A 24,373-nucleotide genomic window follows, 5' to 3' on the forward strand; every position below is an offset into this window, starting at 1 on the left:
TCCAAAGACTTTGACTTAGGGTGAGGGGAAATTTAGCCTTGGTCAAGAGTGGGAGAAGACTGTTTCAGAGGCTTTGGGATATGGGATGCAGTGGGCTTTGGCCCCTCAAAACCCATCAATATCGCTGCTGGGCAAAGCGTCGAAATCCAGGGAGGATGATATGACACAAATCGACAAGATGAACCGCCGGTCGGTCTTGGCCATGGGCGCCGGGGCGGCCTTGGTGGCCGGTCTGCCGATGGCGGCGAGCGCCAAGACCACGCTGCGCTATGGCCATAACAACGAACCCGCCAGCGTCGCCGGCGCACAGGCCGACTGGTTCGCCGAAGCGCTGGCCGAGGCCTCGGGCGGCGATATGGACGTGCAGGTTTTCCCGGCCAGCCAGCTGGGCAAACTGCAGGAACTGGCGGAGGCGGTCAGCCTTGGCACCATCGCGTTTTCGCACAACACGGCGGGGGGTATCGGGTCGCTCTATGAGCCGTTCGGCGCGCTCGACACGCCGTACCTGTACCGCGACGTCGACCATCTGATGAAGGTGACGGATGTGAACTCGCCCGTCATGCAGATGCTGAACGAAGGGCTGATTGCGGCGGCGGGCGTGCGGGTGATCTATTCGCATTACTTCGGCAAGCGGAACCTGACCTGCAACAAAGCGATCCGGACTCCGGCGGATCTGGCGGGGGTGAAAATCCGCGCCGTGCCGTTCCCGATGTATACCACGGCGGTCGAGGGCATGGGCGCGGTTGCCGTACCGGTCGACTGGTCCGAGGTGCCGACGGCGCTGGCGACAGGCGTGGTGCAGGGGCAGGAAAACCCGGTCAACGTGGTGCTGAACGTCAAGCTGTATGAGGTTCAGAAGAACCTGATGCTGACCGGACATATGACGAACGCCGAGATGGTCGTGATGAACGAGGGCGTCTGGCAGGGGCTGAGCGCCGATCAGCAAGCCGCCGTGCAAACCGCAGCTGAGGCGACGCGGATCAAGGCAACCAAGGCGATCCTTGATAACGAGGAGGCCGAGACGCAGGCGCTGCGCGACCTCGGGATGACGGTGATCGGCGCCGAAGAGGGGCTGGATATCGACGCCTTCCGCGCGTCGGTCAGCGCTCTGGTCAACGACCGCTTTGGCGAGCGCTACGGCGAGATCTACGACATGATCGGGAAAATCGCCTGATGTCCGCATTGAACACCGGTCGCGCCTGTCTGGCGCGGCTGACTGAGGTCGGGGTCGGCCTCGGGATGGCCCTGCTGGCGGTGATGGCGACGCTGGTCGTCGTGCAGGTCGGCGCGCGCAATCTGCTGGATCTGGGGCTGCCCTGGGCGGACGAGCTGGCGCGGTTTTGCGGCATCGGCATGGTGTTTCTGAGCATTCCCGCGCTGGCGAGCCAGCGGGTGCTGGTCTCGGTCACCATGGTGCCGGACATGCTGGGACGGCGGGCGCAGATGGCCTCGGCCGTGATCTCGGATCTGTCGGTGCTGGTCTGCGCGGCGCTGCTGCTCTGGGGGTTTGCCGAGTTTCTGCCGCGGGCGGGTAAGTTCCTGACTCCGGCGCTGCAATTGCCGAACTATTTTTACTACAGCCTCGCGCTGATCGGGACGGCTGTGCTGGCCGTGGTCATGGCGTTTCGCCTGATCGAGCTGCTGACAGGCCGCTTGCCCGAAATTTCCGATCCGGTGGATATCCCGCAATGAGCCTGCTTCTTCTGACTTTGTTCCTGGGGCTGCTGGTCCTGGGTGCGCCGGTTGCCGTGGCGCTGGCGCTGCCCTCGGCCGTGGTGATCATCAGCCAAGGGCTGCCGGTCTCGGTGTTGGCGCAACGCTCGCTGAACGCGCTCGACAGCTCGCCCCTGCTGGCGGTGCCGCTGTTTATTCTGGCCGCCAGCCTGCTGAACGCCATGGGGGTAACGACGCATCTGTTCGATCTGGTGCGGATGATCTTCGGGCGGTTTCGCGGCGCGCTGGCGCAGGTCAGCATCTTTGTCAGCCTGATCTTCTCTGGCATCTCTGGCGCGGCGCTGGCCGATATCGGGGCGCTCGGCAAGATCCAGATCGACCAGATGAAAAAGCAGGGCTACCGCGAGGATTTCGCGGCCGGGCTGACCGTGGCCGCGGCGACCATCGGGCCAATCTTTCCGCCGTCGATCCCGATCATCATCTACGCCAGCGTCGCCAATGTCAGCGCGGTGAAGCTGCTGCTGGCGGGGATCGTGCCGGCGCTGCTGCTGACGGTTCTGCTGATGGTGCAGGTCGCCATCGTCGCCCGCGTCAAGGGGCTGCCGCGCGACACCATCCGCCCGAAACCGAGTGATGTGGCGAAGAAATTCGTCGTCTCCTTTCCCGCCCTGATGGCGCCGGTGCTGCTGATCGGCGGCCTCATGAGCGGCTATTTCGGACCGACCGAGGTGGCGGGAGTCACTGTCGCCTATGCGTTGGTGATCGGCTTAGGCCTCTACCGTTCGCTGAGCATCCGCAACGTGCTGCTGGCGCTGCGCGAGACGGTCGAGGCGACGGCGAACATCCTGTTCATCGTCGCGGCGGCGGCGCTGTTTGCCTGGGTGCTGACGCTGGACATGGTGCCGATGAAGGCCAGTGCCTTCTTGCTGAGCCTGACCGACAATCCGCTGCTGTTGCTGCTGCTGGTCAATATCCTGCTGCTGGTGGTGGGGATGTTTCTGGAGAGCATCGCCGCCATCCTGATCGTCGCGCCGATCATCGCACCGGCGCTGGTGCAGGCCGGGGTCGACCCGCTGCAACTGGGCATCGTCTTCGTGCTGAACCTGATGATCGGGCTGCTGACGCCGCCGGTGGGCATGAGCCTCTACATGATCTCGATCATCACCAGGATGCCGATTGGCACCGTCATTCGCGGCGTCATGCCGTTCTTCCTCCCCCTTCTGGTGGCCCTTGTCGTGGTCTCGGCCGTTCCGGCCCTGTCGACATGGCTGCCCAATCACCTGATGCAATGAGGCTGCTGACATGAGCACTTTTCTGGGTCCGATCCGCCAGCTCGGCTACGTCGTCGACGATATCGAGGCGGGCATGAGGCACTGGTCCGAGGTCATGGGCGTCGGCCCGTGGTTCTATAACCCACAGGTTCCCATCGAGAATTACCTGTTCGATGGCGAGAGCTATCAGCCGCATAACTCGGTCGCGCTGGCCAATTCCGGCGAGATGCAGGTGGAGCTGATCCAGTGCCGCAACGATGTGCCCTCGATGTACCGCGACTTTATGGCGAAGGGGCTGCGCGGGTTGCAGCATGTGGCTTTCTGGACCAAGCAATATGAGGCCGATCTGCAGATGATGCTGGACCGGGGCTTTACCCTGAAGATGTCGGGCGAGGTCGGGGTGAACGGGCGGTTCGCCTATTTCGCTGAGGAGCATCATCCGGGCACCGTGATCGAGCTGTCCGAGGTGCTGGGGCCAAAGGGTACGATGTTCGACATGATCCGCGCGGCCAGCGTCGATTGGGACGGCAGCGACCCCGTGCGCCCGTTCCCCGACCTGAGCAAACTGTAAGCCCATGGAACGGGTCATCGCGGAATACCTGCTGGAAACGCCTGTCGACGTCGCGCGCGTCGCGGCGATGATGGCGGGCGAGCAGTCCAGCGGCACCTTCGTGCGCGTCGCGGGCGAAACGGATGAGCTGCGCGCGCGCGCCGCTGCCGAGGTGCTGTCGGTTGAGGTGCTGAGCGAGGGCGAGGCGCCGACGCTGGCCTCGGCCTTTCTGCAACGGGCGCAGGCCTGCGGGCCTTGGCGCTTCGCGCGCGTCCGTATCGCCTTTCCCACAGGCAATATCGGCCGAAACCTTGCGACGCTGGCGGCAACCGTTTCAGGTAATCTCTACGACATTGGCGAGGTGACGGGGCTGAAGCTGGTGTCGCTGGAGATCCCCGCCAGTTACCGTGCCCGCTATGCGCTGCCCGCGCATGGCATCGCAGGCACGCGCGCCAGCACCGGCGTGCAGCGCCGCCCGATCTTCGGGACGATCCTCAAGCCAAACGTCGGTCTGCGCAGTGCCGAGATCGCCGCGCTGGTGGATCGTCTCTGCGCGGCGGGTGTCGATTTCATCAAGGATGACGAGGTGTGCGCCAACCCCGACTGGGCGCCTCTGGCCGAGCGTATTCCTGCGGTGATGGCCGTCATTCGCAAGTGGCGCGAGGCGACCGGGCGTCAGGTGATGATGGCCTTCAACATCAGCGACGAGGTCGACGCGATGCGCCGCCATGCCGATCTGGTGGCCGCTGAGGGCGGCACCTGCGTCATGGCCAGCATGAACTGGGTCGGCCTGTCGGGTATGGAGACCCTGCGCGCCCATACGCCGCTGGCGATCCACGCGCATCGCAACGGCTTTGGCGCGATGAGCCGCCACCCCCGGCTGGGCATGGGCTTTCAGGCCTACCACACGCTCTACCGTCTGGCGGGGATTGACCACATGCATGTCCATGGCATCGGAGGCAAATTCGTCGACAGCGCCGAGGAGGTGACCGAGGCCGCCCGCGCCTGCCTGCAGCCGCTCTGCGTCGATGGCCCGCAGGATCAGGTGATGCCCGCCTTCAGCTCCGGCCAGTGGGCCGGGACCCTGCCGGTGACGCTGGAGGCCGCGCAAAGCCCCGATCTGATGTTCATGTGCGGCGGTGGGATCCTGGCGCATCCCGACGGAGCGGAGGCCGGGATCGACAGCCTGCGTGACGCCTATGCGGCGGTACAGGACGGGCTGACACTGCAGGAGGCGGCAAAGACGCGGCCTGCTCTGGCCGCGGCCATCGGGTTTTTCGGGGGGCACTGATGGCACCGGTTGTCTTCATCGGGGATGATTTCACCGGCGCCTCGGACACGCTGGCGACCTTTGCACGCGCAGGCTGGCGGGCCCGGCTGTTCCTAAAACCCCCGAGTGCAAGGGAGGCGGAGGGTCTGGAGGTCGTCGGCCTCGCCACCGCCCTGCGCGCCATGGGTCCGGATGAGGCGCTGCGCGAGATTGCCGGGGTCTGGCCCTCGCTGGCGGCGCTGAGCCCGACCCGGGTGCACCTCAAGGTCTGCTCGACCTTCGACAGCCACCCCGAGATCGGCTCTATCGGGGCGGTGGCGCGGGCGCTTGAGACGGCCTTTCAGCCGGATCTTGTGGCGGTGCTCGGTGGCCAGCCCAGCCTCGGCCGCTACGCCGTCTTCGGCACGCTGTTCGCGCGCGCGCCCGACGGGGTGGTCTATCGCCTCGACCGACATCCAATCATGCGCAACCACCCGCTGACCCCGATGCGCGAGGCCGATCTGACCCGCCATCTGGCGGCGCAGGGGCTGACCGGTCTGACCCTGATCAGCGCACCACAGTCCAGCGACCTGCCGCAGGCGCTGAGTGCTGAGCGGCGCGTCTTCCTCGATGCCATCTCGCAGGTGCATATCCGCAAGATCGGCGCGGCGCTGGCGCTGCGGGGCGGTCGGCAATTGCTGATCGGCTCCAGTTCCGTCGCCGAAGCCCTGACCTGGGAAGAGAGCGACCGCATCGCGCACTCCGCGCCCCTGATCGCACCCCCCAACGGGCGGGTGCTGGTCTTCGCGGGCAGCCGGTCGGCACTGACACAGGCGCAGGTCGCTGCCGCCACGAGCTTCGCCCGCCTGCTTGTGATACCGCAAGCCCTGCGCCCCGGCGCCGCGGTCGAGGCAGAGGCGGCGGCCCTGCTGGGGCAGGGGAAGCCAGTGCTGCTGCACCTTGATCCGCAAACCGACTACGCCATGCCGCCCGAGCGTCTGGCGGCCCTCTCAAGCGCCCTGCTGGCCCGGGTTGTCGCGCGCCAGCCCGTCGGCTGGCTCGGCATTGCGGGGGGCGATACCTCAAGCCGGATCTGCGCCGCACTCGACATGAGCGCCATCGACTACCTCGCAGCGATTGCACCGGGCGTCGGGTTGTGCCGGGCCGTGCATGGAAACGCCGCAATGAACGGCATGCGCCTGATGCTGAAGGGCGGCCAGATGGGCGACGACACCCTGTTCGACACCTTCGCCGCCCTGGCCCGGCAAGACGCCTGACCCCCCACCCCCAAAAGCCACCCTTTTCAAAACTGGCCGAAAAAGCGCCTTTCGTCAGCGGTTTCAGCGGGCTTCCGCCCTTTTTCACGCCGCAGCCCGCCCACAATCGCCGGAATGCCTTTTTCCCGGGTCTGCGGCGGTTGAACCTTCTTTCCATGTTCGGATAACAGGCACCTCTCCGCAGACGGTCCTCCCCCGTCTGCGGTTTCCCGGCGCCGCCTTAGGGCTGCTTCGGGGCTTACCGGGGCCGGCCCTGCGCATCCTCCTCCCGGCGCACACCGGCCCCGGTTTCCCGACACCCCCTCCCGACACCGGGCCAGCGCACCCGGCACCCCTGTCATCTTGCCAGAAATACTTCGGGGGGCCGCAGGCGGGGGCAGCGCCCCCTCCGCGCTGCCAGTTAGTGGGCAATCATGATGTGACGCGCGACGGTATAGTCCTCCAGCGCATACATCGACAGATCCTTGCCATAGCCGGACTGCTTGAACCCGCCGTGCGGCATCTCGTTGGCCAGCATGAAGTGGGTGTTGATCCAGGTGCAGCCATATTGCAGCCGCGCCGCCGCCTCCATCGCCCGCCCGACATCCCCGGTCCAGACCGAGGAGGCGAGGCCGTAGCCGCTGTCATTGGCCCATCTGATCGCCTGATCCGGCTCCTCGAACCGCGTCACCGACACCACCGGCCCGAAGACCTCGCGCTGCACGATCTCATCCTCCTGCCGCGCCCCGGCAATCACCGTCGGTTTGTAGTAGAAACCGGGGCCCTCCTGCACCGCGCCCCCCGTGGCGATCTCGACATGGCTCAGCTCGGCGGCGCGCTGCACAAAGCTCGCCACCCGGTCGCGCTGCCGCTGCGAAATCAGAGGCGGGATCTCGTTCAGGCTGTCATCGGCATTGTCATAAACGATGGACGAGACCGCATCGGCCAGCGCACTCACCAGCCGGTCGTGGATCTTCGCCCCGGCATAGATCCGGCAGGCGGCAGTGCAATCCTGCCCGGCGTTGTAATAGCCGAACGCCCGCACCCCGGCGACCACGCGCTCCAGATCCGCATCATCAAACACGATGACGGGGGCCTTGCCGCCCAGCTCCAGATGCGTCCGTTTCAGGGATTTCGACGCCGCTTGCAGCACCTTGCGCCCCGTGGCGACGTCACCGGTGATCGACACCATATCGACGCCGGGATGGTTGATCAGCGCATTGCCCACGCTCGCCCCCTGTCCGGTGATCACGTTCACCACCCCCTCGGGCAGGATCCCCGACAGGATGCGCGCGAAGGCCAGTGCGGTCAGCGGTGTCTGCTCGGAGGGCTTCATCACCACCGTATTGCCGCCCGCCAGCGCCGGGGCCAGCTTCCACGCCATCATCATCAGCGGATAGTTCCAGGGCGCAATCGAGGCCACGACGCCGATCGCATCGCGCCGGATCATCGAGGTATGGCCCGCCAGATATTCCCCCGCCAGCGGGCCGGACATGTTGCGCACCGCGCCCGCGAAGAAGCGGAAGCAATCGGCGACGCCCGGGATCTCGTCCCCCAAGACCGCGTGATAGGGCTTGCCGCAGTTGAGCGCCTCCAGCCGGGCCAGCTCCTCGCCCGCCGCTTCCACCGCATCGGCAATTGCCAGCAGCTTGGCCGAACGTTCGCCCGGGGTGGTGCGCGACCAGCCGGGAAAAGCGGCGCGGGCGGCGGCGACGGCCCGGTCGATCTGGTCCGTGTTCGCCTCGGGCATCAGCAGGATCACCTCGCCCGTACGCGGGTTCAGCACCTTTTCCTCGACCTCGGTGCCAGCCTCGAAGCCGCTGCCGATCAGCATGTTGGTGTCCATGTTTTCCTCCGTCATTTGCCCTGACCGGCGACGGCATCGGTGCCGCGCGTCAGATAGTAGGCGCCCAGAATGGGCAGAAGCGTGACAAGCACCACGACCATCGCCACCACGTTGGTGACCGGGCGCTGGCGCGGGCGCACCAGTTCCTCAAGCATCCAGATCGGCAGGGTCTGCTGCTGGCCAGCGGTGAAGGTGGTGACGATGACCTCGTCAAAGCTGAGCGCGAAGGCCAGCATGCCGCCCGCCAGCAGGGCCGTGGCGATATTGGGCAGGATGACATGGCGCAGGGTCTGAAAGCTGTCGGCGCCAAGGTCCATCGACGCCTCGATCAGCGAGCCTGACGTGCGGCGGAACCGGGCCACGGCGTTGTTATAGACGACCACGACACAAAAGGTCGCGTGGCCCAGCACGATGGTCCAGAAGCTGAACGGGATCTCGGCGATGTGGAACGCGGATCGCAGCGCGATCCCGGTCACCACGCCGGGCAGAGCGATCGGCAGGATCACCAGCAGCGAGACCGTCTCGCGCCCGAAGAAATGCGCGCGGCTCACGGCGGCGGCGCAGAGCGTGCCCAGCACCAGCGCGACGGCGGTCGAAATCGCGGCGACCTGCAGCGACAGGCGCAACGCGGCCCAGACGTCCGGACGGCCCCATGTCACGGCGAACCACTTCAGTGTCAGGCCGGGGGGCGGCCATTGGTAGGATTTGTCCTCGGTCGTGAAGGCATAGATGAAGATCAGCAGGATCGGCAGATGCAGGAACAACAGCCCCGCCCCGGCGGCGATCTTCAGCGAGACAGGCGCGCGCTCAGAGGGCATCGAAGGCTCCCTTCTTCTTGGCCGCCCAGAGGTAGGCCGCCATGATCAGGATGGGCACCATGGCAAAGGCGGCAGCCAGCGGCGTGTTCCCCGCGACGCCCTGCTGTTCATAGACTGCCTGCCCGATGAAGCGGCGGGACGAGCCGATGATGCCGGGGATGATGTAGTCGCCCAAGGTCAGCGAGAAGGTGAAGATTGACCCCGCCACCACCCCCGGCATCGCCAGCGGCAGCAGCACATGGCGCAGGGTCTGAAACGGCTTTGCACCAAGGTCTCCGCTGGCTTCCAGCATCGAGGGCGGCACGCGCTCCAGCGCCGCCTGCACCGGCAGGATCATGTAGGGCAGCCAGACGTAGACGAAGACGATGAAGGTGCCCGTGGCGCTGACCGACAGGGAATTGCCCCCGACCACGGGCAGGGCCAGCCAGCCGTCGAGCAGCCACGTCAGATGCAGTTTTGCCGCGCCCCAGGTCAGGATGCCTTCGCGCGCCAGGATCAGCTTCCAGGAATAGACCTTGACCAGATAGCTCGACCACAGCGGCATCATGACCCCGAGGTAAAACAGAGCCTTCCAGCGGCCCCGAGCGTAGCGGGCGGCGTAGTAGGCGATGGGAAAGGCGATGACGGCGGAGGCCAGTGTCACCAGCGCCGCCATGACGACCGTGCGCAGGATGATGTCGAAGTTCGAGGCGCGAAACAGCTCGGCATAGGTCGCCAGCGTGAAGGTGCGGTTGATCTGGCCGGTGAAGTGGTCGATCGAGAAGAAGCTCTGCACCAGCAGCGCCGCCAGCGCGCCGAGGTAGACGACACCCAGCCAGATCAGCGGCGGTGCCAGCAGCAGCGCAATGGTCAGGCGCGGGCGCCGCCAGAGGGTATCGGAGAGCGCGCGCATCACGCGCCTGCCATCAGGTGCAGGTCGCTCGCATCCCAGTCGAGCGTGACCGTCTCTCCGATATGCGGTCGGGGCGCATCTTTTGGCAGCAGGGCGGTCAGGCGGATGCTGTCGGCGTCCAGCACAACCCGCGTGGCGGTGCCGAGGAAGGACATCGCGGTGACACGGGCAAGCAGGGGCCCGGTATCGACGATGCGCAGCGCTTCGGGGCGCAGGGCGGCGGGGCAGTCGCGGCCGGTAAAACGATGCACCAGACGGGCGGGCAGGATGTTGGAGGAGCCGACGAAATCGGCGACAAAGGCGGTCTCGGGGCGGAAATAGATGTCCTCCGGCGTGCCGGTCTGGGCGATCTGCCCGGCGTTGAAAACGGCGACGCGATCCGCCATAGACAGCGCCTCGCTCTGATCGTGGGTGACGAAGATGAAGGTGATGCCAAGCTGACGTTGCAGGCTTTTCAGCTCGTCCTGCATCTGTTCGCGCAGCTTCAGGTCCAGCGCGCCGAGGGGTTCATCCAGCAGCAGCACCCGTGGCTTCATCACCAGCGCACGGGCCAGCGCGACACGCTGGCGTTGACCACCCGAGAGGGCGGAGGGCTTGCGGTCGCCGTAGCCGGTCAGGCGCACCATCTCCAACGCTGCGTCGGCGTCGCGGTGGCGGTCGGTCTTGGCCTGACCTGCGATCATCAGCCCGTAGGCGACGTTGTCGCGCACGTTCAGATGCGGGAACAGAGCGTAGTCCTGAAACACCGTGTTGACCGGGCGACGATAGGGCGGCTGGTCCTGCACGGGCGCACCGAACAGGCGGATCTGGCCTGCGCTCGGGCGTTCAAACCCGGCGATCAGGCGCAGGCAGGTGGTCTTGCCGCTGCCCGAGGGGCCGAGCATGGCGAAGAACTCGCCCTCCGCGATCGAGAGGCTGACGGCATCGACCGCGCGCACCGCGCCGAAATGGCGCGACACATCGTCAAAGGTGACTGCTGACATGGGGGAAATCCAGTTGCCCCGCCGCAAAATGCCTGCGGCGGGGGCGTTTCAGGAAAGGCTCAGCGGCCGCCAATGACGCCGATGTAATCCGACACCCAGCGGTAATAGGGCACGCATTCCTCCTGGCTGGAGCACTTGGCGACGGGGGTCTTCCAGAACTTGATCTTGTCGAAATCGTCCAGCCCGTTGGCGGTACAGCCCTCGGCGGTCTGCATCCCCGATCCGTCAGTGCAGGCTTCGGGCACGGACGGCACCGCGCCGAACCAGACCGACAGATCGCTCTGCAGGTTCGACGACAGCGTATGCTCCATCCACATATAGGCGCAGTTCGGATGCTCGGCCTCGGCGTGCAGCATGGTGGTGTCAGCCCAGCCGGTCGCGCCCTCTTCGGGGATGGTCGAGGCGACCTTCACGCCATCGGCCTCCAGCAGGTTCACCTGAAACGGCCAGGAGCCTGAGGCGACCATGCCCTCGTTCTTGAAGTCGTCGATCTGGATGAAGGCGTCGTGCCAGTAGCGGCTGACCAGCTTGCGCTGCCCCCGCAGCAGGTCGAGGGCTGCGTCGTATTGCGCTTGCGTCAGCTCGTAGGGGTCGGTGATGCCGAGGTCGGGGGAATGCGCCATCAGATAGTTCGCCGCGTCGGCGATATGGATCGGGCCGTCATAGGCCTGCACGCGCCCGGCGTTGGTGGCACCGTCTGGCAGGTCCATTTCCTTGAACACCACATCCCAGGAGGTCGGAGCCTCAGGGAAAACCTCGGTGCTGTACATCAGCACGTTCGGGCCCCACATGTAGGGCACGCCGTAGTGCACGCCGTCGACGGTGTGCCAGGGCGCCTCTTTCAGGCGGTCATCGACCTTGGACCAGCTGGGGATCAGATCGGTGTTGATCGGCTGCACCCGCTTGCCCGCGATCATCCGCAACGAGGCATCGCCCGAGGCCGTGACCAGATCGAAGCCGCCCTCGTTCATCAGCGCGACCATCTCGTCCGAGGTATTGGCCGTCTTGACGCTGACCATGCAGCCGGTTTTCTCCTGAAAGCCGGTGACCCAGTCGAAGGCCTTGTCGGTCTCACCATTCTCGACGTAGCCGGCCCATGCGACGATGGACAGGGCGCCTTCGCCCGCGCCGATCTCGCTCACTTGCGCGACGGCGGTGCCGGCCAGCGCGGTGCTGGTCAAAAGCGCCACGGCGCCGGTCAGGATCCTCTTGGTCATTGCAAACACTCCCATGTTGGTGGGGCCGGGGCAGGGTGGGGGACAGGCGGTTTAAGCGCGCAAAGCACGGGGCTGTCTGGCACCCCGGTCAGGCACCTGATGTTGGATGATCGGGTCGCGGGCTTGCGCACGTCTGGCGTGTTTTGGCTGGATCGGCTGCCCGTCTCTGGTGTGACGACTATCCGCTGCCCCTGCAAAGATTGACAAACGGGTAATACAGAAAGGAGCGTTCGGTTTTTCCGATAGCTAATGCCTGAAATCTCTAAGCGACTGGGAGGATTGCGCTATTGCTATGAAGTCGCGTGTGGCTGGCGATAGGGACAGCCCCTTCCGCCAGACCAGACCCACCTGTAAAATAGGCAAAGCGCCCGAAACGTCGCGCGATTCAATGCGGTCCCCGTCCAGCGACCACGGCCGATAGATCAGATCGGGCAACAGGGCGACTCCCGCGCCGGTGGCCACAAGCGAGCGCACGGCCTCGACCGACTTGGTCCGAAAGGCGATCCGGGGCCGTCTGCCGAAGGCCGAGAGCAGGTTGACCGCCTCCTCCTCCATCTCGTCGATGTTGAGCATAATCAGCGGCTCACGCGCCACATCGTCGAGGGAGATACTCTCCTGCCGGGTCAGCTTGTGCTCCAGCGGCAGCCAGAGGCGAAAGGCCGAGACGTTGAGGATTTCCGACTGCAGCGCCATACGGTCGCGCAGGTTCGAGATGACCATGACGGCGACGTCCAGCTCTCCGCCGACCAGAAGATGTTCAAGGTATTCGCCGCTGTCCTCGATGGCCGAAGCCTCGACCCCCGGGTTCAGCCGCCGATAGCGCGCCAGCAGGTCCGACATCACATAGCCCGCCATGAGGGACGTGACCCCGACGTTCAGCCGCCCCGAGAGTGCTTCGCGACTGGGCGCAAAGGCTCGCCGCGCGCCGGACACATCGGCGAGGATCTTGGTCGCATGGCGCAGGAACTGGTGGCCGTTGTGAGTGATGTCGAGGCCGCGGGCGTGACGCTCAAACAGGGTGACGCCAAGGTCGCCCTCAAGGTTCTTGATCGCCTCGGTGATCGCGGACTGCGAGATCGACAGCAGCTGCGCCGCCCCGATGACCGAGCCCTTTTCGGCCACGGCGACGAAATACTGCAACTGGCGGATGGTAAAGGACATGGCAACCTCTGCGCGCTTGCCGCCATTGGGGCAGGCAAGACGCGCAGAAGCAAGAGGTTACGCGGTAAAGGTCAGCCGATTGAGGCTGCGATAGGTCTCACCTGCCGGAACGACAGCATCGGGAAAGCCGGGCTGGTTCGGCGCGTCGGGCCACATCTGCGTTTCCATCGCCAGACCGGCGCGGGTGGTGTAGCGGCGACCCTCAAGCCCCGGCTGCCCCTCAGCCGTCAGGTGCTGCGCGTCATAGACCTGCAGACCGGGCGCGTCGGTCTCCAGCCGCAGGGTGACGCCACTGGCTCCGCTGAGCACGGCAACCTCCCGCAGGCCCGCGGCGGGCGTCAGGCAGAAGTTGTGATCATAGCCCGCTTCGCCGACAGCGCGCAGGGTGCGGAAGTCGAACTTGGTGTCCGCGACCGGGGCGATGTCCCCCGTCGGGATCATCTTGTCATCCACCGGCAGATAGCCCTCTGCCGCGATGTGCAGCATATGCGAGGTGATATCGGCGCCGCCGTCGAGGTTGAAGTAGCTGTGGTTGGCGATGCTGATCGGGCAGGTCTTGTCGCAGGTCGCGCTCATCTCGATCTCAAGCGCGCCACCGACGATGCGGTAGGTCGTGCGCGCCAGCAGAGCACCGGGAAAGCCCATATGGCCATCCGCCTGCTCGACCGCGAAGGTCACGGCGGTGTCAGTGCTGCTCTCGACGCGCCAGTTGACCGCGCCCAGCCCCTCAGCGCCGCCATGCAGCGTGGTGCGATCCTTTTCGTTCAGGTCGGTCTGATAGGTCTCGCCGCCGATGGTGAACTGGCCGCGCGCGATCCGGTTGGCAAAGCGGCCCACCGTCGCCCCGAAGAACCGCAGATTGACGAAGTAGTCCTCCAGCGTTTCGGTGCCCAGCACCAGCGGATGATCGACGCCCGCAAGGCGCAGATCCTGTAGCTTCGCGCCATAGCTGATCAGATGCGCGGTGAGGCGGCCATCGCTGATGGTGACACGGGTCACATCTTCCCCGTTGGGCAGGGTGCCGAAAACTTCTGTCATGGGATCAGACCTTTACCCGGTGTTCTTTTTGCCCGGTCACGCCCGCGGCGGCGCTGTAGAGCAGCCCCTGCGCAGCGTCGGGGGCGGAAATGGCCTCAAGCGCCGTAGTCACAAACAGCGTGTCGAGATCCGGCCCACCGAAGGCCGGGCAGGAGGAATGCTTGCCACCCACCGCAATCGCGCGATCAAAGCTGCCATCGGGCGCATAGCGCGCAACACGCGCCGCACCCCATTGCGCGTTCCACAGATAGCCAGCGGCATCCACGACCGCACCGTCGGGGAACAGCCCCTCAGGCTCCAGATCGACAAAGACCTCGTGCTCGCCCGTGGGCCAGCCTTGGGCGTCCAGCGGCTGCCGCATGATCTTCTGCGTCGGCGTGTCGGCGAAATAGGCGCTGCGGCCATCGGGGGAAAAGCAGATCGCGTTCGGGATGGTGATGCCGAAAAAGATCGGCTCCACGGCACCCTCGTAAAAGCGATAGATGGCACCGGCGTCCTGACGCGGATTTTCCTTGCCCATGGTGCCGATCCAGAAGCCGCCAAAGGGGTCGGCGCGGCCATCATTGCTGCGGGTGTGGGGCTTGTCGGCCTCAAGCGGCACGATCTTTTCATGCGCGCCGCTGGCAATGTTGAACCGCCAGAGCGCGGTTTCCGAGGCCAGCATCAGCGTGTCAGGGTCGATCCAGCCAGCTGCGGAAAAGTATTCGTCGAACTGCCATTCCAGCGGCTGGCCATCGACCTGAGACATCAGCCGCTTGCCGATGATATCAAACCAGAACAGCTGGTTGCGCTCAGGATGCCAGAGCGGGCCTTCGCCGAGCGTACAGGGGCGGGCGTCGAAAACAGCGGCGCTCATTTCGGCACCGTCTCGTCGTAGCGGGCGACGATTTCGGCAGCGCGCGCAGCGATCACCGCCACGCTGTCACCGGGTTTGTAGAGCGATGAGCCGATCCCGAAGCCAGAGATCCCGGCGGCGAACCATTCGGCAAAATTCTCCGGACCTGCGCCGCCGACGGCCAGCACTTCGGTGCCCTTGGGCAGCACGGCGCCAATCGCCTTCAGCCCGGCAACACCGATGAGAGAGCCGGGAAACAGCTTCAGCCCGTCAGCGCCCGCATCCAGTGCGGCAAAGCACTCGGTCGGGGTCATCACGCCGGGATAGCTCTTCATCTTGTAGCTCTTGGTGGCCTGGATCACGTCAACGTTCATGTTGGGCGAGACGATCAGCTGACCGCCCGCCTTGTGGACTTCGCCGACCTGTGCGGCGCGCAACACGGTGCCAGCGCCAATCAGCGCGTCCTCACCAAAGCGGCGGGCCATCGCGCCGATGGAATCGTACGGATCTGGCGAATTCAGCGGCACTTCGATCTTGGTGATCCCGGCGGCAATCAGGGCTTCGGCAACGGGCAGGGCCTCTGCCGGGGTGATCCCACGCAGGATGGCGACGATATTGCGGCTCATGTCAGTTCCTTGGATAAATGCGCGTGGGCGGCGATCAGGCCGTTCAATGCCAGCGCGGGGTGTTCACTGCTGCGGGCTGTCGCGCCCGCGCGTGTCAGCGCATCGACATAGCGGGTGCTGAGCGCCGCATCACCGATGACGACGACGGGCAGATCCTGCCAGTAATCGCGCGTTGCGGCCAGTTCCGACCCGATCAGCAGACCAGAGAGGCGGGCACGCGCGGCCTCGGGCGGGGTGTTGTTCAGCAGTGACGCCGGGCGGATCGAGAACAGGTCGAGCAGCAGTCCCTCAGGCGCGCTCAGCGACATCGCCAGACCGTCGGCAAAGGCGGCCTCGCTGAAATCGTCGCTGATCACGGAATGGCGCAGCACCGACTGGCGCGACAGCAGGGCGAACATCTCGCCCGTCATGGCGGTGCGGAAATGCATGATCTGGCCACCGGCGACGCGGACCCATTTGGTATGGGTGCCGGGCAGGCAGAGCGTGCCGTCGAACTCGGGATCCGAGGCGACAAGGCCTGCGATCTGGGTCTCCTCGCCGCGCATCACGTCGGCGGGGTTGCATTGGCTGACGCCGGGCAGAATCCGCACCGAGAGGCGCGGATCACTGGTTTTTGCGAGGATGGGCGACAGACTGGCAGGCGGGCAGGGCGTGGCGGTATAGGGCGCCTCGATCCAGCCCTGACGGGCCCCGGCCATGCCGCAGATCAACACCTGCGTCACACGCCCCGGTTCCAGCAGGTCATCAACCAGCGCAAGAAGCGCCGGCTCAAACCCGTCGGGTGTCAGCTTGCCCATGCCATCGGGCGAGGCACGTTCGGTGAGCACCTGTCCCTCCGGGCCAATGGCCCAGAGGCGCAGGTTCGATGTGCCCCAATCGGCGGCAATCCAGTCTGCGTGCATGCGTCAGCCCTGCAGATCGACCGGCAGCAGCGCGTCCGGCAGGTTCTGGTAGCTGACCGGGCGCAGGAAGCGGCGGATCGCCATGGTGCCGACGCTGGTCGCGCCAAAGTTGGTCGACGCCGGGAACGGCCCGCCATGTACCATCGCCTCGGAAACCTCGACGCCGGTGGGGAAGCCGTTGGCCAGAATGCGGCCCGCCTTACGCTCCAGCACGGGCATCAGTTTCTGCCCCAGCTCGGTGTCGCCGTCGTCCATATGCAGCGTGCAGGTCAGCTGACCGTCAAGGCTGCGGGCCACCTCAAGCATCTGCGCCGTGTCCTTGACCTTGACCGCCAGACCCAGCGGGCCAAAGACCTCATGACCCAGAGCCGGGTTCGCCAGCCAGGCATCGCCCGTCGTCTCGAAGACGAACGGCGTGGCGTTGCGCTGATCGCTGGTGGTGTTCAGGATCTCCTGAACGCCCGACTGCGCTGCGATGGTATCGCGGCCCGAGCGGTAGGCGTCAGCGATGCCGTTGGTCAGCATGGTTTGCGGACCGACCTTGCCAAGCGCCTCGACAGCGGTTTCCAGGAACTTGTCGGTGTCGTCGCCATCGACCATCACCAGAACGCCGGGGTTGGTGCAGAACTGGCCAGCACCCATCGTCAGCGATCCGGCCCAGCCGGTGGCGAGGGCGTCGCCGCGCGCGGACATGGCTTCGGGCAGCATGAACATCGGGTTGACGCTGCCAAGCTCGCCGAAGAAGGGGATCGGCTCAGGGCGTTGTGCGCAAAGATCGAACAGCGCCTTGCCACCGCGGAAGGACCCGGTGAAGCCAACGGCCTTGATCAGCGGATGCTGAACCAGCGCGCCGCCAACCTCGTAGCTGCCGCCGTGGATCATGCTGAACACACCGGGGTGCATACCGCATTTCTCGATTGCGGCGTGGATGGCTTCGGCGACGATCTCGGCGGTGCCGGGGTGTGCCTCATGGCCTTTCACGACAACGGGGCAACCGGCGGCCAGAGCGGCGGCGGTGTCACCGCCAGCGGTCGAGAAGGCCAGCGGGAAGTTCGAGGCACCGAAGACGGCAACGGGGCCGATGGGGCGTTCGATCAGCTTGATGTCGGGACGCGGCAGCGGCGCACGGTCTGGCAGGGCCACGTCGTGACGCTTGTCGAGGTAGGCTCCGTCCTGAATGTGGGACGCGAACAGGCGCAGCTGACCGGTGGTGCGGCCCCGCTCGCCCTGCAGGCGGCCTTCGGGCAGGCCGGTTTCGGCGGTGCCGATGGCGGTGATCGCCTCACCACGGGCTTCGATCTCGTCCGCGATGGCGTTCAGGAAGGCAGCGCGTTCGTCCCGCGTGGTATAGCCGTAGACCCAGAAGGCCTCCTCGGCCGCTTTCGCGGCGCGATCGACCAGATCTGCGTTACCTGCGGAAAAGGTCTTGGCCTCTCCGGTCACGGGAACGGATTGGAACGTCTTGTCGGTGGCAACCCAGTCGCCTGCGATCAGGTGTTTGCCGTGTGGTTCGAATGTCATGTGCTTAAAATCCTTTTGCCCTTACTTGGCCCAGCGAAGCGCCAGAATGTCCAGCTCGCCTGCGAGTTGCAGCAAGCGATCCTTGGTCCGTTGGGTCATGGGTTTCAGCGGATGGCGAACGTAATCGGACCCGATCACGCCGCCGGCGGCGTAGACCGTCTTGCAGGCGCGCAGCCCGCACTGACGGTTCTCATGGTTGATAAGTGGCATGCAGAGCTTCCACTGTTCAAGGGCCGCGTCCTTGTCACCGGCAAGATAGTGCGTGACGATGGGGCGCAGCAGCTCGGGGAACATGCCAGAGGTCATGGTACCTGTGCAACCCGCGTCCAGATCGGCCAGCAGAGTGACCGCTTCTTCGCCGTCGAACGGGCCGACGATATGTTCGCCGCCCTGTTCGATCAGCAGCGCCAGCTTGTCGGCGGCAAAGGGCGTCTCGATCTTGAAGTAGCTGACATGCTCGATCTCTTTCGCCATGCGCACCAGCAGCGGCACCGGCAGGGTGACACCGGAGAGCGGCGCGTCCTGGATCATGATCGGGATGTTGATCGCATCCGACACCATGGCGAAATGCTCAAAGATCCCCTCAACAGCGGGCACAAGGCCGACACCGTGGTAGGGCGGCATCATCATGACCATCGAGGCGCCAAGCGCCTCGGCGTATTTGGCGCGCTCGATGACGATCTCGGTGCTGAAGTGGCTGATCGTGACGATCACCGGCACGCGACCCGCGACATGTTCGACACTGATCTTGGTCAGCAGGGCGCGTTCCTCGTCCGACAGCACGAACTGTTCGGAGTAGTTGGCAAGGATGCAGATCGCATCGACGCCCTGATCGATCAGCAGGTCGAGGACACGGCGCATGCCCTGTTCGTCAACGGTGCCATCGGCGTGAAACGGGGTCGGGGCGACGGGCAGGATACCGGTAAGGGGGCTTTTCACTGTCAGTCCTTTCTCAGAACTCAAAGGGGACAACCGTCTCGCGACGGCCAAGCAGGAAGGCATCGGCAACATGGCGCATCGGGGAGAGGTCCATGTCGATGCCACCGGCGCGCACAAGGGCGGCCATATTGGCGTAGAGGCGGGGGTATTCGCCGTGCAGGCCCGTCTCGGTGGCGCCCTGCGCCACGCCGTCGACGAACATCTGCGCGCCGCCGTGGGTCAGCAGCATCGTACCTTCTTCACAGACGGCTTCGATGGCCCAGGTCTGCTCGCCCTCCTGACGGAAGTCGAACACGGCCGAAACATCCGCGCCGCCGGGGTGGAAGAACTTCAGCTCGGCCGCAATCGGCGCCTGACGGTTTTGCGGGAACAGCAGGGTCGAGGCGGTCAGGTGGATCGCGTCGGGCAGGATCTTCGTGACGATCGACAGCGCGTTGATGCCGGGATCGAACACGCCGAGGCCACCGGCTTCAAAGATCCAGTCCTGACCGGGATGCCAGCGACGCACGTCCTCTTTCCAGGTCACGCGGAAAGATTTCAGCGTCTTGTCCGACAGCCAGTCCTTGGCCGCCGCAACCTTGTCAGCCTCACGCGAATGCCATGTGGCGTAAAGCGACACACCCTTGGCCTTCGCCATCGCTTCCAGCGCGTGACATTCCGACAGGGTTGCCCCCGGCGGTTTTTCCAGCATCACATGCCGGCCCGCCTTCAGCGCCTTGGAGGCATACTCAAAACGCGGAACCGGCGGCAGGCAGAGCGAGATCACGCGGATCTCTGGCCGCTCTGCCAGCAGCACGTCGAAGTCAGTGTAGGCGTCCACCCCGTCGACGGTCCCGGCGCGCGACACCGTCGCGGCCAGTTCCCAATCGGACGAGGCTGCAATCGCGGGGACGTGCTGGTCCACCGCGATCTTGCCAATGCCTATGAGAGCGATGTCCATCAATGGGAATCCTTCCCGACCGCCGATCCCCGGCTTCCCTTCAGGAAGTCCAGATCCGCGCCCGTGTCAGCCCCTTCGACATGGGTCTGGTGCAGCCATTCATAGCCCGAGGCCGCGCGCTCATGCGTCGGTGTCCAGGCGGCAAGACGGCTCGCCAGTTCCTCGTCCGAGATCTGCAGATGCAGGCTGCGGTTCGGCACGTCCAGCGAGATCATGTCGCCGTTCTGCACCACCGCCAGCGGTCCACCGGCCGCGGCTTCGGGCGAGGTGTGCAGCACAACCGTGCCATAGGCCGTGCCCGACATCCGCGCGTCCGAAATCCGCACCATATCGGTGATGCCCTTTTTCAGAACCTTCGGCGGCAGACCCATATTGCCAACCTCGGCCATGCCGGGATAGCCCTTGGGGCCGCAGTTCTTCAGCACCATGATGCAGGTCTCGTCGATGTCGAGATCCTCGTCGTTGATCTTGGCCTTGTAGTCGTCGATGTCCTCGAACACGACAGCGCGGCCCGTGTGCACCAGCAGATGCGCCGATGCGGCGGAGGGCTTCAGAACCGCGCCCTTGGGGGCAAGGTTGCCCTTCAGCACGGCGATGCCGCCCTGTTGCGTCAGTGCCTTTTCGACCGGCAGGATGACATCTTCGTTCCAGTTGACCACGTCCTTGACGTCGTCCCAGATCGAGGTGCCCGCGACGGTCAGCGCGTCCTTGTTCAGCAGAACCGTTTTACCAAGACGCTTCAGCACGACAGGCAGACCGCCGGCATAGAAGAACTCTTCCATCAGGTATTTGCCCGAGGGCATCAGGTTGACGATGGTCGCGACGTCCCGCCCGCAGCGGTCCCAGTCGTCCAGCGTCAGATCGATGCCCAGACGGCCTGCAATCGCCAGAAGGTGCACAACCGCGTTGGTCGAACCGCCAATCGCGCCATTGGTGCGGATCGCGTTCTCAAACGCTTCCTTGGTCATGACGTCCGACGGCTTCAGGTCATCCTTGACCATCTGCACGATGCGACGGCCGGTCATCTGCGCCATCACGCGGCGACGGCTGTCGACCGCAGGGATCGCCGCGTTGCCCGACAGCGCCATGCCAAGCGCCTCGGCCATGCTGGCCATGGTGCTTGCGGTGCCCATCGTGTTGCAGGTCCCGGTCGAGCGCGACATGCTCGCCTCGGCCTCAAGGAATTCCTCCTGGGTCATCTCGCCGGCTTTCACCATCTCCGAGAATTTCCACAGGTGCGTGCCGGAGCCGACGCGCTCGCCCCGGAAGTAGCCGTTCAGCATCGGGCCGCCCGTGACGGCGATCGAGGGAATATCGGTCGAAGCCGCAGCCATCAGCAGGCTCGGCGTGGTCTTGTCGCAGCCGACCATCAGCACGGCGCCGTCCATCGGCTGGCCGCGCATGGCTTCCTCGACCGCGAGGGCGGCGAGGTTACGGTACATCATCGCCGTCGGGCGGAAGGTGTTCTCGGAGGCAGAGAAGACGGGCACTTCGACGGGAAAGCCACCGGCCTCCCAGATCCCGGCCTTCACCTTTTCAGCCAGCTCACGCAGGTGGCCGTTGCAGGGCGTCAGGTCGGACCATGTGTTCAGGATGCCGATGATCGGGCGGCCATCGAACAGATCATGCGGGTAGCCTTGGTTCTTCAGCCAGCCACGGTGATAGATCGTGTCGCGTGAATTGCCGCCGTACCATTCCTGCGAGCGCAGCTTGCGGGGCCATTGGGCAGGTTTGAACGTCATTTCAGAGATACCTTATTCCTGTAGTGCCGGGCCGGGATCGGCTGCCGGTGGGGCGGGCGGCGGCGCGCTCGTGGGGGCCGCCACCCGCCGGGGTGTTTACGAAAAACCTCAGCTCTTGTTCTTCTGGTAGACGTCGAAGAACACGGCCGCGAGCAGCACCAGACCCTTGATCACCTGCTGGTAATCAATGCCGATGCCCATGATCGACATGCCGTTGTTCATCACACCCATGATGAAGGCACCAACCACCGCGCCGACGATCTTGCCCGAGCCACCCGACATCGACGCACCGCCGATGAAGACCGCCGCGATGACGTCCAGCTCGGTACCGAAACCGGCTTTGGGGGTCGCGGTGTTCAGACGCGCCGCAAAAATCAGACCGGCAAGCGCTGCCAGCAGACCCATGTTGACGAAGGCGAGGAAGGTCAGCCGCTCGGTCCGGATACCGGAGAGCTTGGAGGCCTTCTCGTTGCCGCCAAGCGCATAGATGCGACGGCCCAGCGTGGTGTTGGAGGTGATGAAGTTGTAGACGATCGTCAGCAGCACCATCGAGACCAGCACGTTCGGCAGGCCCCGGAAATACGCCAGTTTGTAGGTTATATAGAGCAGCGCACCGCAGATGATGGCGTTGCGCACCACGAAGAAGGCGGTCGGCTCGTCATCCATGCCGTACTGGCGGTTCTGTGCGCGTTGCTTCAGACCCATCCACAGGATCAGCATGACAGCGATGATACCCGCCGCCAGCGAGGTCGCATTGGGACGGCCCGCACCCAGGAAGTCGGGGATGAATCCGGTCGACAGCGCCTGGAAGCTGCGCGGGAAGGGGCCAACGGATTGACCTTCCAGCAGCCACAGCGACAGACCGCGGAAGACAAGCATGCCTGCCAGCGTGACGATGAAGGCCGGGATCTTCCAGTATGCCACCCAATAGCCATGCCAGGCGCCGATCACGGCCCCCATGATCAGACAGGCGGGAATGGTCATCCACACCGGCCAGCCCCAGTTGACGATCATCACCGCCGCCAGAGCCCCGATGAAGCCCATGACCGACCCGACGGACAGGTCGATATGCCCCGCCACGATGACGATCAGCATGCCGAGCGCCATGATGATGATATAGCTGTTCTGCAGGAACAGGTTGGTGATGTTGACGGGCTTCAGCAGCACGCCGTTGGTGACGATCTGAAAGAACGCCATGATCGCGATCAGCGCGACCAGCAGGCCGTATTCGCGCAGGTGCCCCGCGAGGTACGCGCCCAGGCTTTGCGAGCCGCCCTCTTTGTTGTTGTCTGCCAGTTCCATGGTCATTTCCTCATTCCGTCACGATGAGCGACATGATGCGCTCCTGGCTGGCCTCTTCGGCGGTCAACTCGCCGACCAGAGCACCCTCGTTCATCACATAAACCCGGTCACACATCCCCAGCAGCTCGGGCATCTCGGACGAGATCATGACGACCCCTTTGCCCTCGGCCGACAGCTCGTTGATGATGCCGTAAATCTCGAATTTCGCGCCCACATCGATGCCGCGGGTCGGCTCGTCCAGGATCAGAACCTCCGGCCCGGCGAACAGCCACTTGGACAGCACAACCTTCTGCTGGTTGCCCCCCGACAGGTTCATCACCTTCTGGAAGACGCTCGGCGTGCGGATGTTCATGGCGTCGCGGTATTTCTCGGCCACGGCGGTTTCCTGACCCTCATCCAGAACGCCCCGGCTGCTGACCTCTTCGAGGTTCGCCAGCGTCGTGTTCTTGATGATCGTCTCTTCCAGGATCAGACCCAGCGTCTTGCGATCCTCGGTGACGTAGGCCAGACCCGACTTGATCGCGTTCGGCACATCGCTGACGTTGACCACCTGGCCATGCATCGACACCTCACCCGAGATGTTGCGCCCGTAGCTCTTGCCGAAGATCGACATCGCCAGTTCGGTCCGCCCCGAGCCCATGAGGCCCGCGATCCCGACCACTTCGCCGGCACGCACGTTGAAATTGGCGTTGCGGATGACCTGACGGTCCTTCTGCTCGGGGTGCCAGACGTTCCAGTCCTTCACCTCCATCAGCATGTCGCCGGCGACGCGGGTGCGATCGGGATAGCGGCTCGCCATATCGCGGCCCACCATGTCGCGCACGATGCGGTCTTCGGTGATGTCGTCGGTCTTGGTGTTCATCGTGCTGACGGTCGCGCCGTCGCGGATGACAGTCACACTGTCGGCGACGCGGCGCACTTCGTTCAGCTTGTGGCTGATGATGATCGAGGTCACGCCCTGCGTCTTCAGCTCAAGCAGCAGATCCAGCAGCGCCTGACTGTCCCCCTCGGAAAGGGCGGCGGTCGGCTCGTCCAGGATCAGCAGGCGCACGTCTTTCGACAGCGCCTTGGCAATCTCGACCAGCTGCTGCTTGCCGACGCCGAGGCTCTCGATCAGCGTGCCGGGGGCCTCGGACAGGCCGACTTTCTTCAGCAGATCTTCGGTGCGCCGGAAGGTCTCGCGCCAGTTGATCACGCCGTTGGAAGCGCGTTCGTTGCCCAGAAAAATATTCTCGGCAATCGACAGAAGCGGCACAAGCGCCAGCTCCTGGTGGATAATGATGATCCCCAGATTTTCGCTGTCTGAGATACCTGAAAATTGGGCCAAATTGCCAGCGTAGTGGATTTCTCCATCATACGAACCAGCAGGATAGACGCCCGAGAGCACTTTCATCAGGGTCGATTTTCCCGCGCCGTTCTCGCCACAGATCGCGTGGATCTCGCCCTCGGCCACCGTGAGGTTCACGTTGTCGAGCGCTTTGACGCCGGGGAATTCTTTTGTGATGGAGCGCATTTCAAGCAAAGAATTCATGGCTTTGCCTTTTTTGCTTATCGTTATTTTAGGGAAAGGTCCGCCCATCCTGCGTACAGGTCAGGCGGACCCGATGGGCC

General features: G+C 64.8%; 22 protein-coding genes. 6 read left to right on the forward strand and 16 right to left on the reverse strand.

All coding sequences use genetic code 11. The features are described 5' to 3' along the window. Positions 1-160: 160 nt before the first annotated feature. The 6 genes from F3W81_RS19030 to F3W81_RS19055 are packed head-to-tail and all read left to right on the forward strand — an operon-like array spanning position 161 to position 6,021. Positions 161-1,174 carry a TRAP transporter substrate-binding protein gene (locus F3W81_RS19030; RefSeq protein ID WP_193081041.1) on the forward strand — a complete coding sequence of 338 codons (1,014 nt, stop codon included), beginning with the start codon at positions 161-163 and terminating at the stop codon, positions 1,172-1,174. Then, positions 1,174-1,692 (forward strand): TRAP transporter small permease, encoded by a 519-nt coding sequence (locus F3W81_RS19035; RefSeq protein WP_193081042.1) that lies wholly within the window; start codon positions 1,174-1,176, stop codon positions 1,690-1,692. The genes F3W81_RS19030 and F3W81_RS19035 overlap by 1 nt, the downstream gene beginning before the upstream one ends. After that, positions 1,689-2,966 (forward strand): TRAP transporter large permease, encoded by a 1,278-nt coding sequence (locus F3W81_RS19040; RefSeq protein WP_193081043.1) that lies wholly within the window; start codon positions 1,689-1,691, stop codon positions 2,964-2,966. The genes F3W81_RS19035 and F3W81_RS19040 overlap by 4 nt, the downstream gene beginning before the upstream one ends. 10 nt (positions 2,967-2,976) lie before the next feature. Then, positions 2,977-3,516, forward strand: coding sequence for a VOC family protein (locus F3W81_RS19045; RefSeq protein ID WP_193081044.1), 540 nt, complete (start codon positions 2,977-2,979; stop codon positions 3,514-3,516). Between the two features lie 4 nt (positions 3,517-3,520). After that, complete coding sequence (locus F3W81_RS19050) at positions 3,521-4,786, forward strand: RuBisCO large subunit C-terminal-like domain-containing protein (protein WP_193081046.1); 1,266 nt, start codon at positions 3,521-3,523, stop codon at positions 4,784-4,786. Beyond that, entirely contained in the window at positions 4,786-6,021 is a 1,236-nt protein-coding gene (locus tag F3W81_RS19055; RefSeq protein WP_226941750.1) for a four-carbon acid sugar kinase family protein, read from the forward strand. Before F3W81_RS19050 ends, F3W81_RS19055 begins: the two co-directional genes overlap by 1 nt. Before the next feature lie 400 nt (positions 6,022-6,421). Here the strand turns inward: F3W81_RS19055 and F3W81_RS19060 are convergent, their stop codons facing one another. From F3W81_RS19060 to mmsA, 16 genes are all read right to left on the reverse strand, one after another. Beyond that, complete coding sequence (locus F3W81_RS19060; RefSeq protein ID WP_193081048.1) at positions 6,422-7,846, reverse strand: gamma-aminobutyraldehyde dehydrogenase; 1,425 nt, start codon at positions 7,844-7,846, stop codon at positions 6,422-6,424. Positions 7,847-7,857: 11 nt separating this feature from the next. After that, positions 7,858-8,664, reverse strand: coding sequence for an ABC transporter permease (locus F3W81_RS19065; protein WP_193081050.1), 807 nt, complete (start codon positions 8,662-8,664; stop codon positions 7,858-7,860). Next, positions 8,654-9,556, reverse strand: a complete 903-nt coding sequence (locus F3W81_RS19070) for an ABC transporter permease (RefSeq protein ID WP_193081052.1) — start codon at positions 9,554-9,556, stop codon at positions 8,654-8,656. The genes F3W81_RS19065 and F3W81_RS19070 overlap by 11 nt, the downstream gene beginning before the upstream one ends. Next, on the reverse strand, positions 9,556-10,539 hold the full coding sequence (locus tag F3W81_RS19075; protein ID WP_193081054.1) for an ABC transporter ATP-binding protein: 984 nt from the start codon (positions 10,537-10,539) through the stop codon (positions 9,556-9,558). The genes F3W81_RS19070 and F3W81_RS19075 overlap by 1 nt, the downstream gene beginning before the upstream one ends. 59 nt (positions 10,540-10,598) lie before the next feature. Beyond that, entirely contained in the window at positions 10,599-11,756 is a 1,158-nt protein-coding gene (locus F3W81_RS19080; RefSeq protein ID WP_193081056.1) for an ABC transporter substrate-binding protein, read from the reverse strand. Between the two features lie 246 nt (positions 11,757-12,002). Continuing rightward, positions 12,003-12,917, reverse strand: coding sequence for a LysR family transcriptional regulator (locus F3W81_RS19085; RefSeq protein WP_193081058.1), 915 nt, complete (start codon positions 12,915-12,917; stop codon positions 12,003-12,005). 57 nt (positions 12,918-12,974) lie between these two features. After that, complete coding sequence (locus tag F3W81_RS19090) at positions 12,975-13,955, reverse strand: aldose epimerase family protein (RefSeq protein WP_193081060.1); 981 nt, start codon at positions 13,953-13,955, stop codon at positions 12,975-12,977. A 4-nt stretch (positions 13,956-13,959) separates the two neighbouring features. Further along, a complete protein-coding gene (locus tag F3W81_RS19095) occupies positions 13,960-14,811 on the reverse strand; it encodes an SMP-30/gluconolactonase/LRE family protein (RefSeq protein ID WP_193081062.1) in 852 nt (283 codons plus the stop codon). Continuing rightward, entirely contained in the window at positions 14,808-15,416 is a 609-nt protein-coding gene (locus tag F3W81_RS19100; protein ID WP_193081063.1) for a 2-dehydro-3-deoxy-6-phosphogalactonate aldolase, read from the reverse strand. The genes F3W81_RS19095 and F3W81_RS19100 overlap by 4 nt, the downstream gene beginning before the upstream one ends. Beyond that, entirely contained in the window at positions 15,413-16,318 is a 906-nt protein-coding gene (locus F3W81_RS19105) for a 2-dehydro-3-deoxygalactonokinase (protein WP_193081065.1), read from the reverse strand. Before F3W81_RS19105 ends, F3W81_RS19100 begins: the two co-directional genes overlap by 4 nt. Positions 16,319-16,321: 3 nt before the next feature. Further along, positions 16,322-17,839, reverse strand: a complete 1,518-nt coding sequence (locus F3W81_RS19110; RefSeq protein WP_193081066.1) for an aldehyde dehydrogenase (NADP(+)) — start codon at positions 17,837-17,839, stop codon at positions 16,322-16,324. Between the two features lie 21 nt (positions 17,840-17,860). Further along, a complete protein-coding gene (locus tag F3W81_RS19115) occupies positions 17,861-18,778 on the reverse strand; it encodes a dihydrodipicolinate synthase family protein (RefSeq protein ID WP_193081067.1) in 918 nt (305 codons plus the stop codon). A 13-nt stretch (positions 18,779-18,791) separates the two neighbouring features. After that, the gene (locus F3W81_RS19120; RefSeq protein WP_193081069.1) at positions 18,792-19,718 is read right to left on the reverse strand and encodes a Gfo/Idh/MocA family protein; all 927 of its coding nucleotides are present in this window, start codon (positions 19,716-19,718) and stop codon (positions 18,792-18,794) included. Then, entirely contained in the window at positions 19,718-21,460 is a 1,743-nt protein-coding gene (araD, locus tag F3W81_RS19125; protein ID WP_193081070.1) for an L-arabinonate dehydratase, read from the reverse strand. The genes F3W81_RS19120 and araD overlap by 1 nt, the downstream gene beginning before the upstream one ends. Before the next feature lie 108 nt (positions 21,461-21,568). Further along, the gene (gene mmsB, locus F3W81_RS19130) at positions 21,569-22,762 is read right to left on the reverse strand and encodes a multiple monosaccharide ABC transporter permease (RefSeq protein WP_193081071.1); all 1,194 of its coding nucleotides are present in this window, start codon (positions 22,760-22,762) and stop codon (positions 21,569-21,571) included. A 10-nt stretch (positions 22,763-22,772) separates the two neighbouring features. After that, positions 22,773-24,293 (reverse strand): multiple monosaccharide ABC transporter ATP-binding protein, encoded by a 1,521-nt coding sequence (gene mmsA, locus F3W81_RS19135; protein WP_193081073.1) that lies wholly within the window; start codon positions 24,291-24,293, stop codon positions 22,773-22,775. Positions 24,294-24,373: the final 80 nt, after the last annotated feature.

Origin of the sequence: Pseudooceanicola spongiae (genome assembly GCF_014899185.1) — a bacterium.
In the GTDB taxonomy this organism is placed as follows: domain Bacteria; phylum Pseudomonadota; class Alphaproteobacteria; order Rhodobacterales; family Rhodobacteraceae; genus Pseudooceanicola; species Pseudooceanicola spongiae.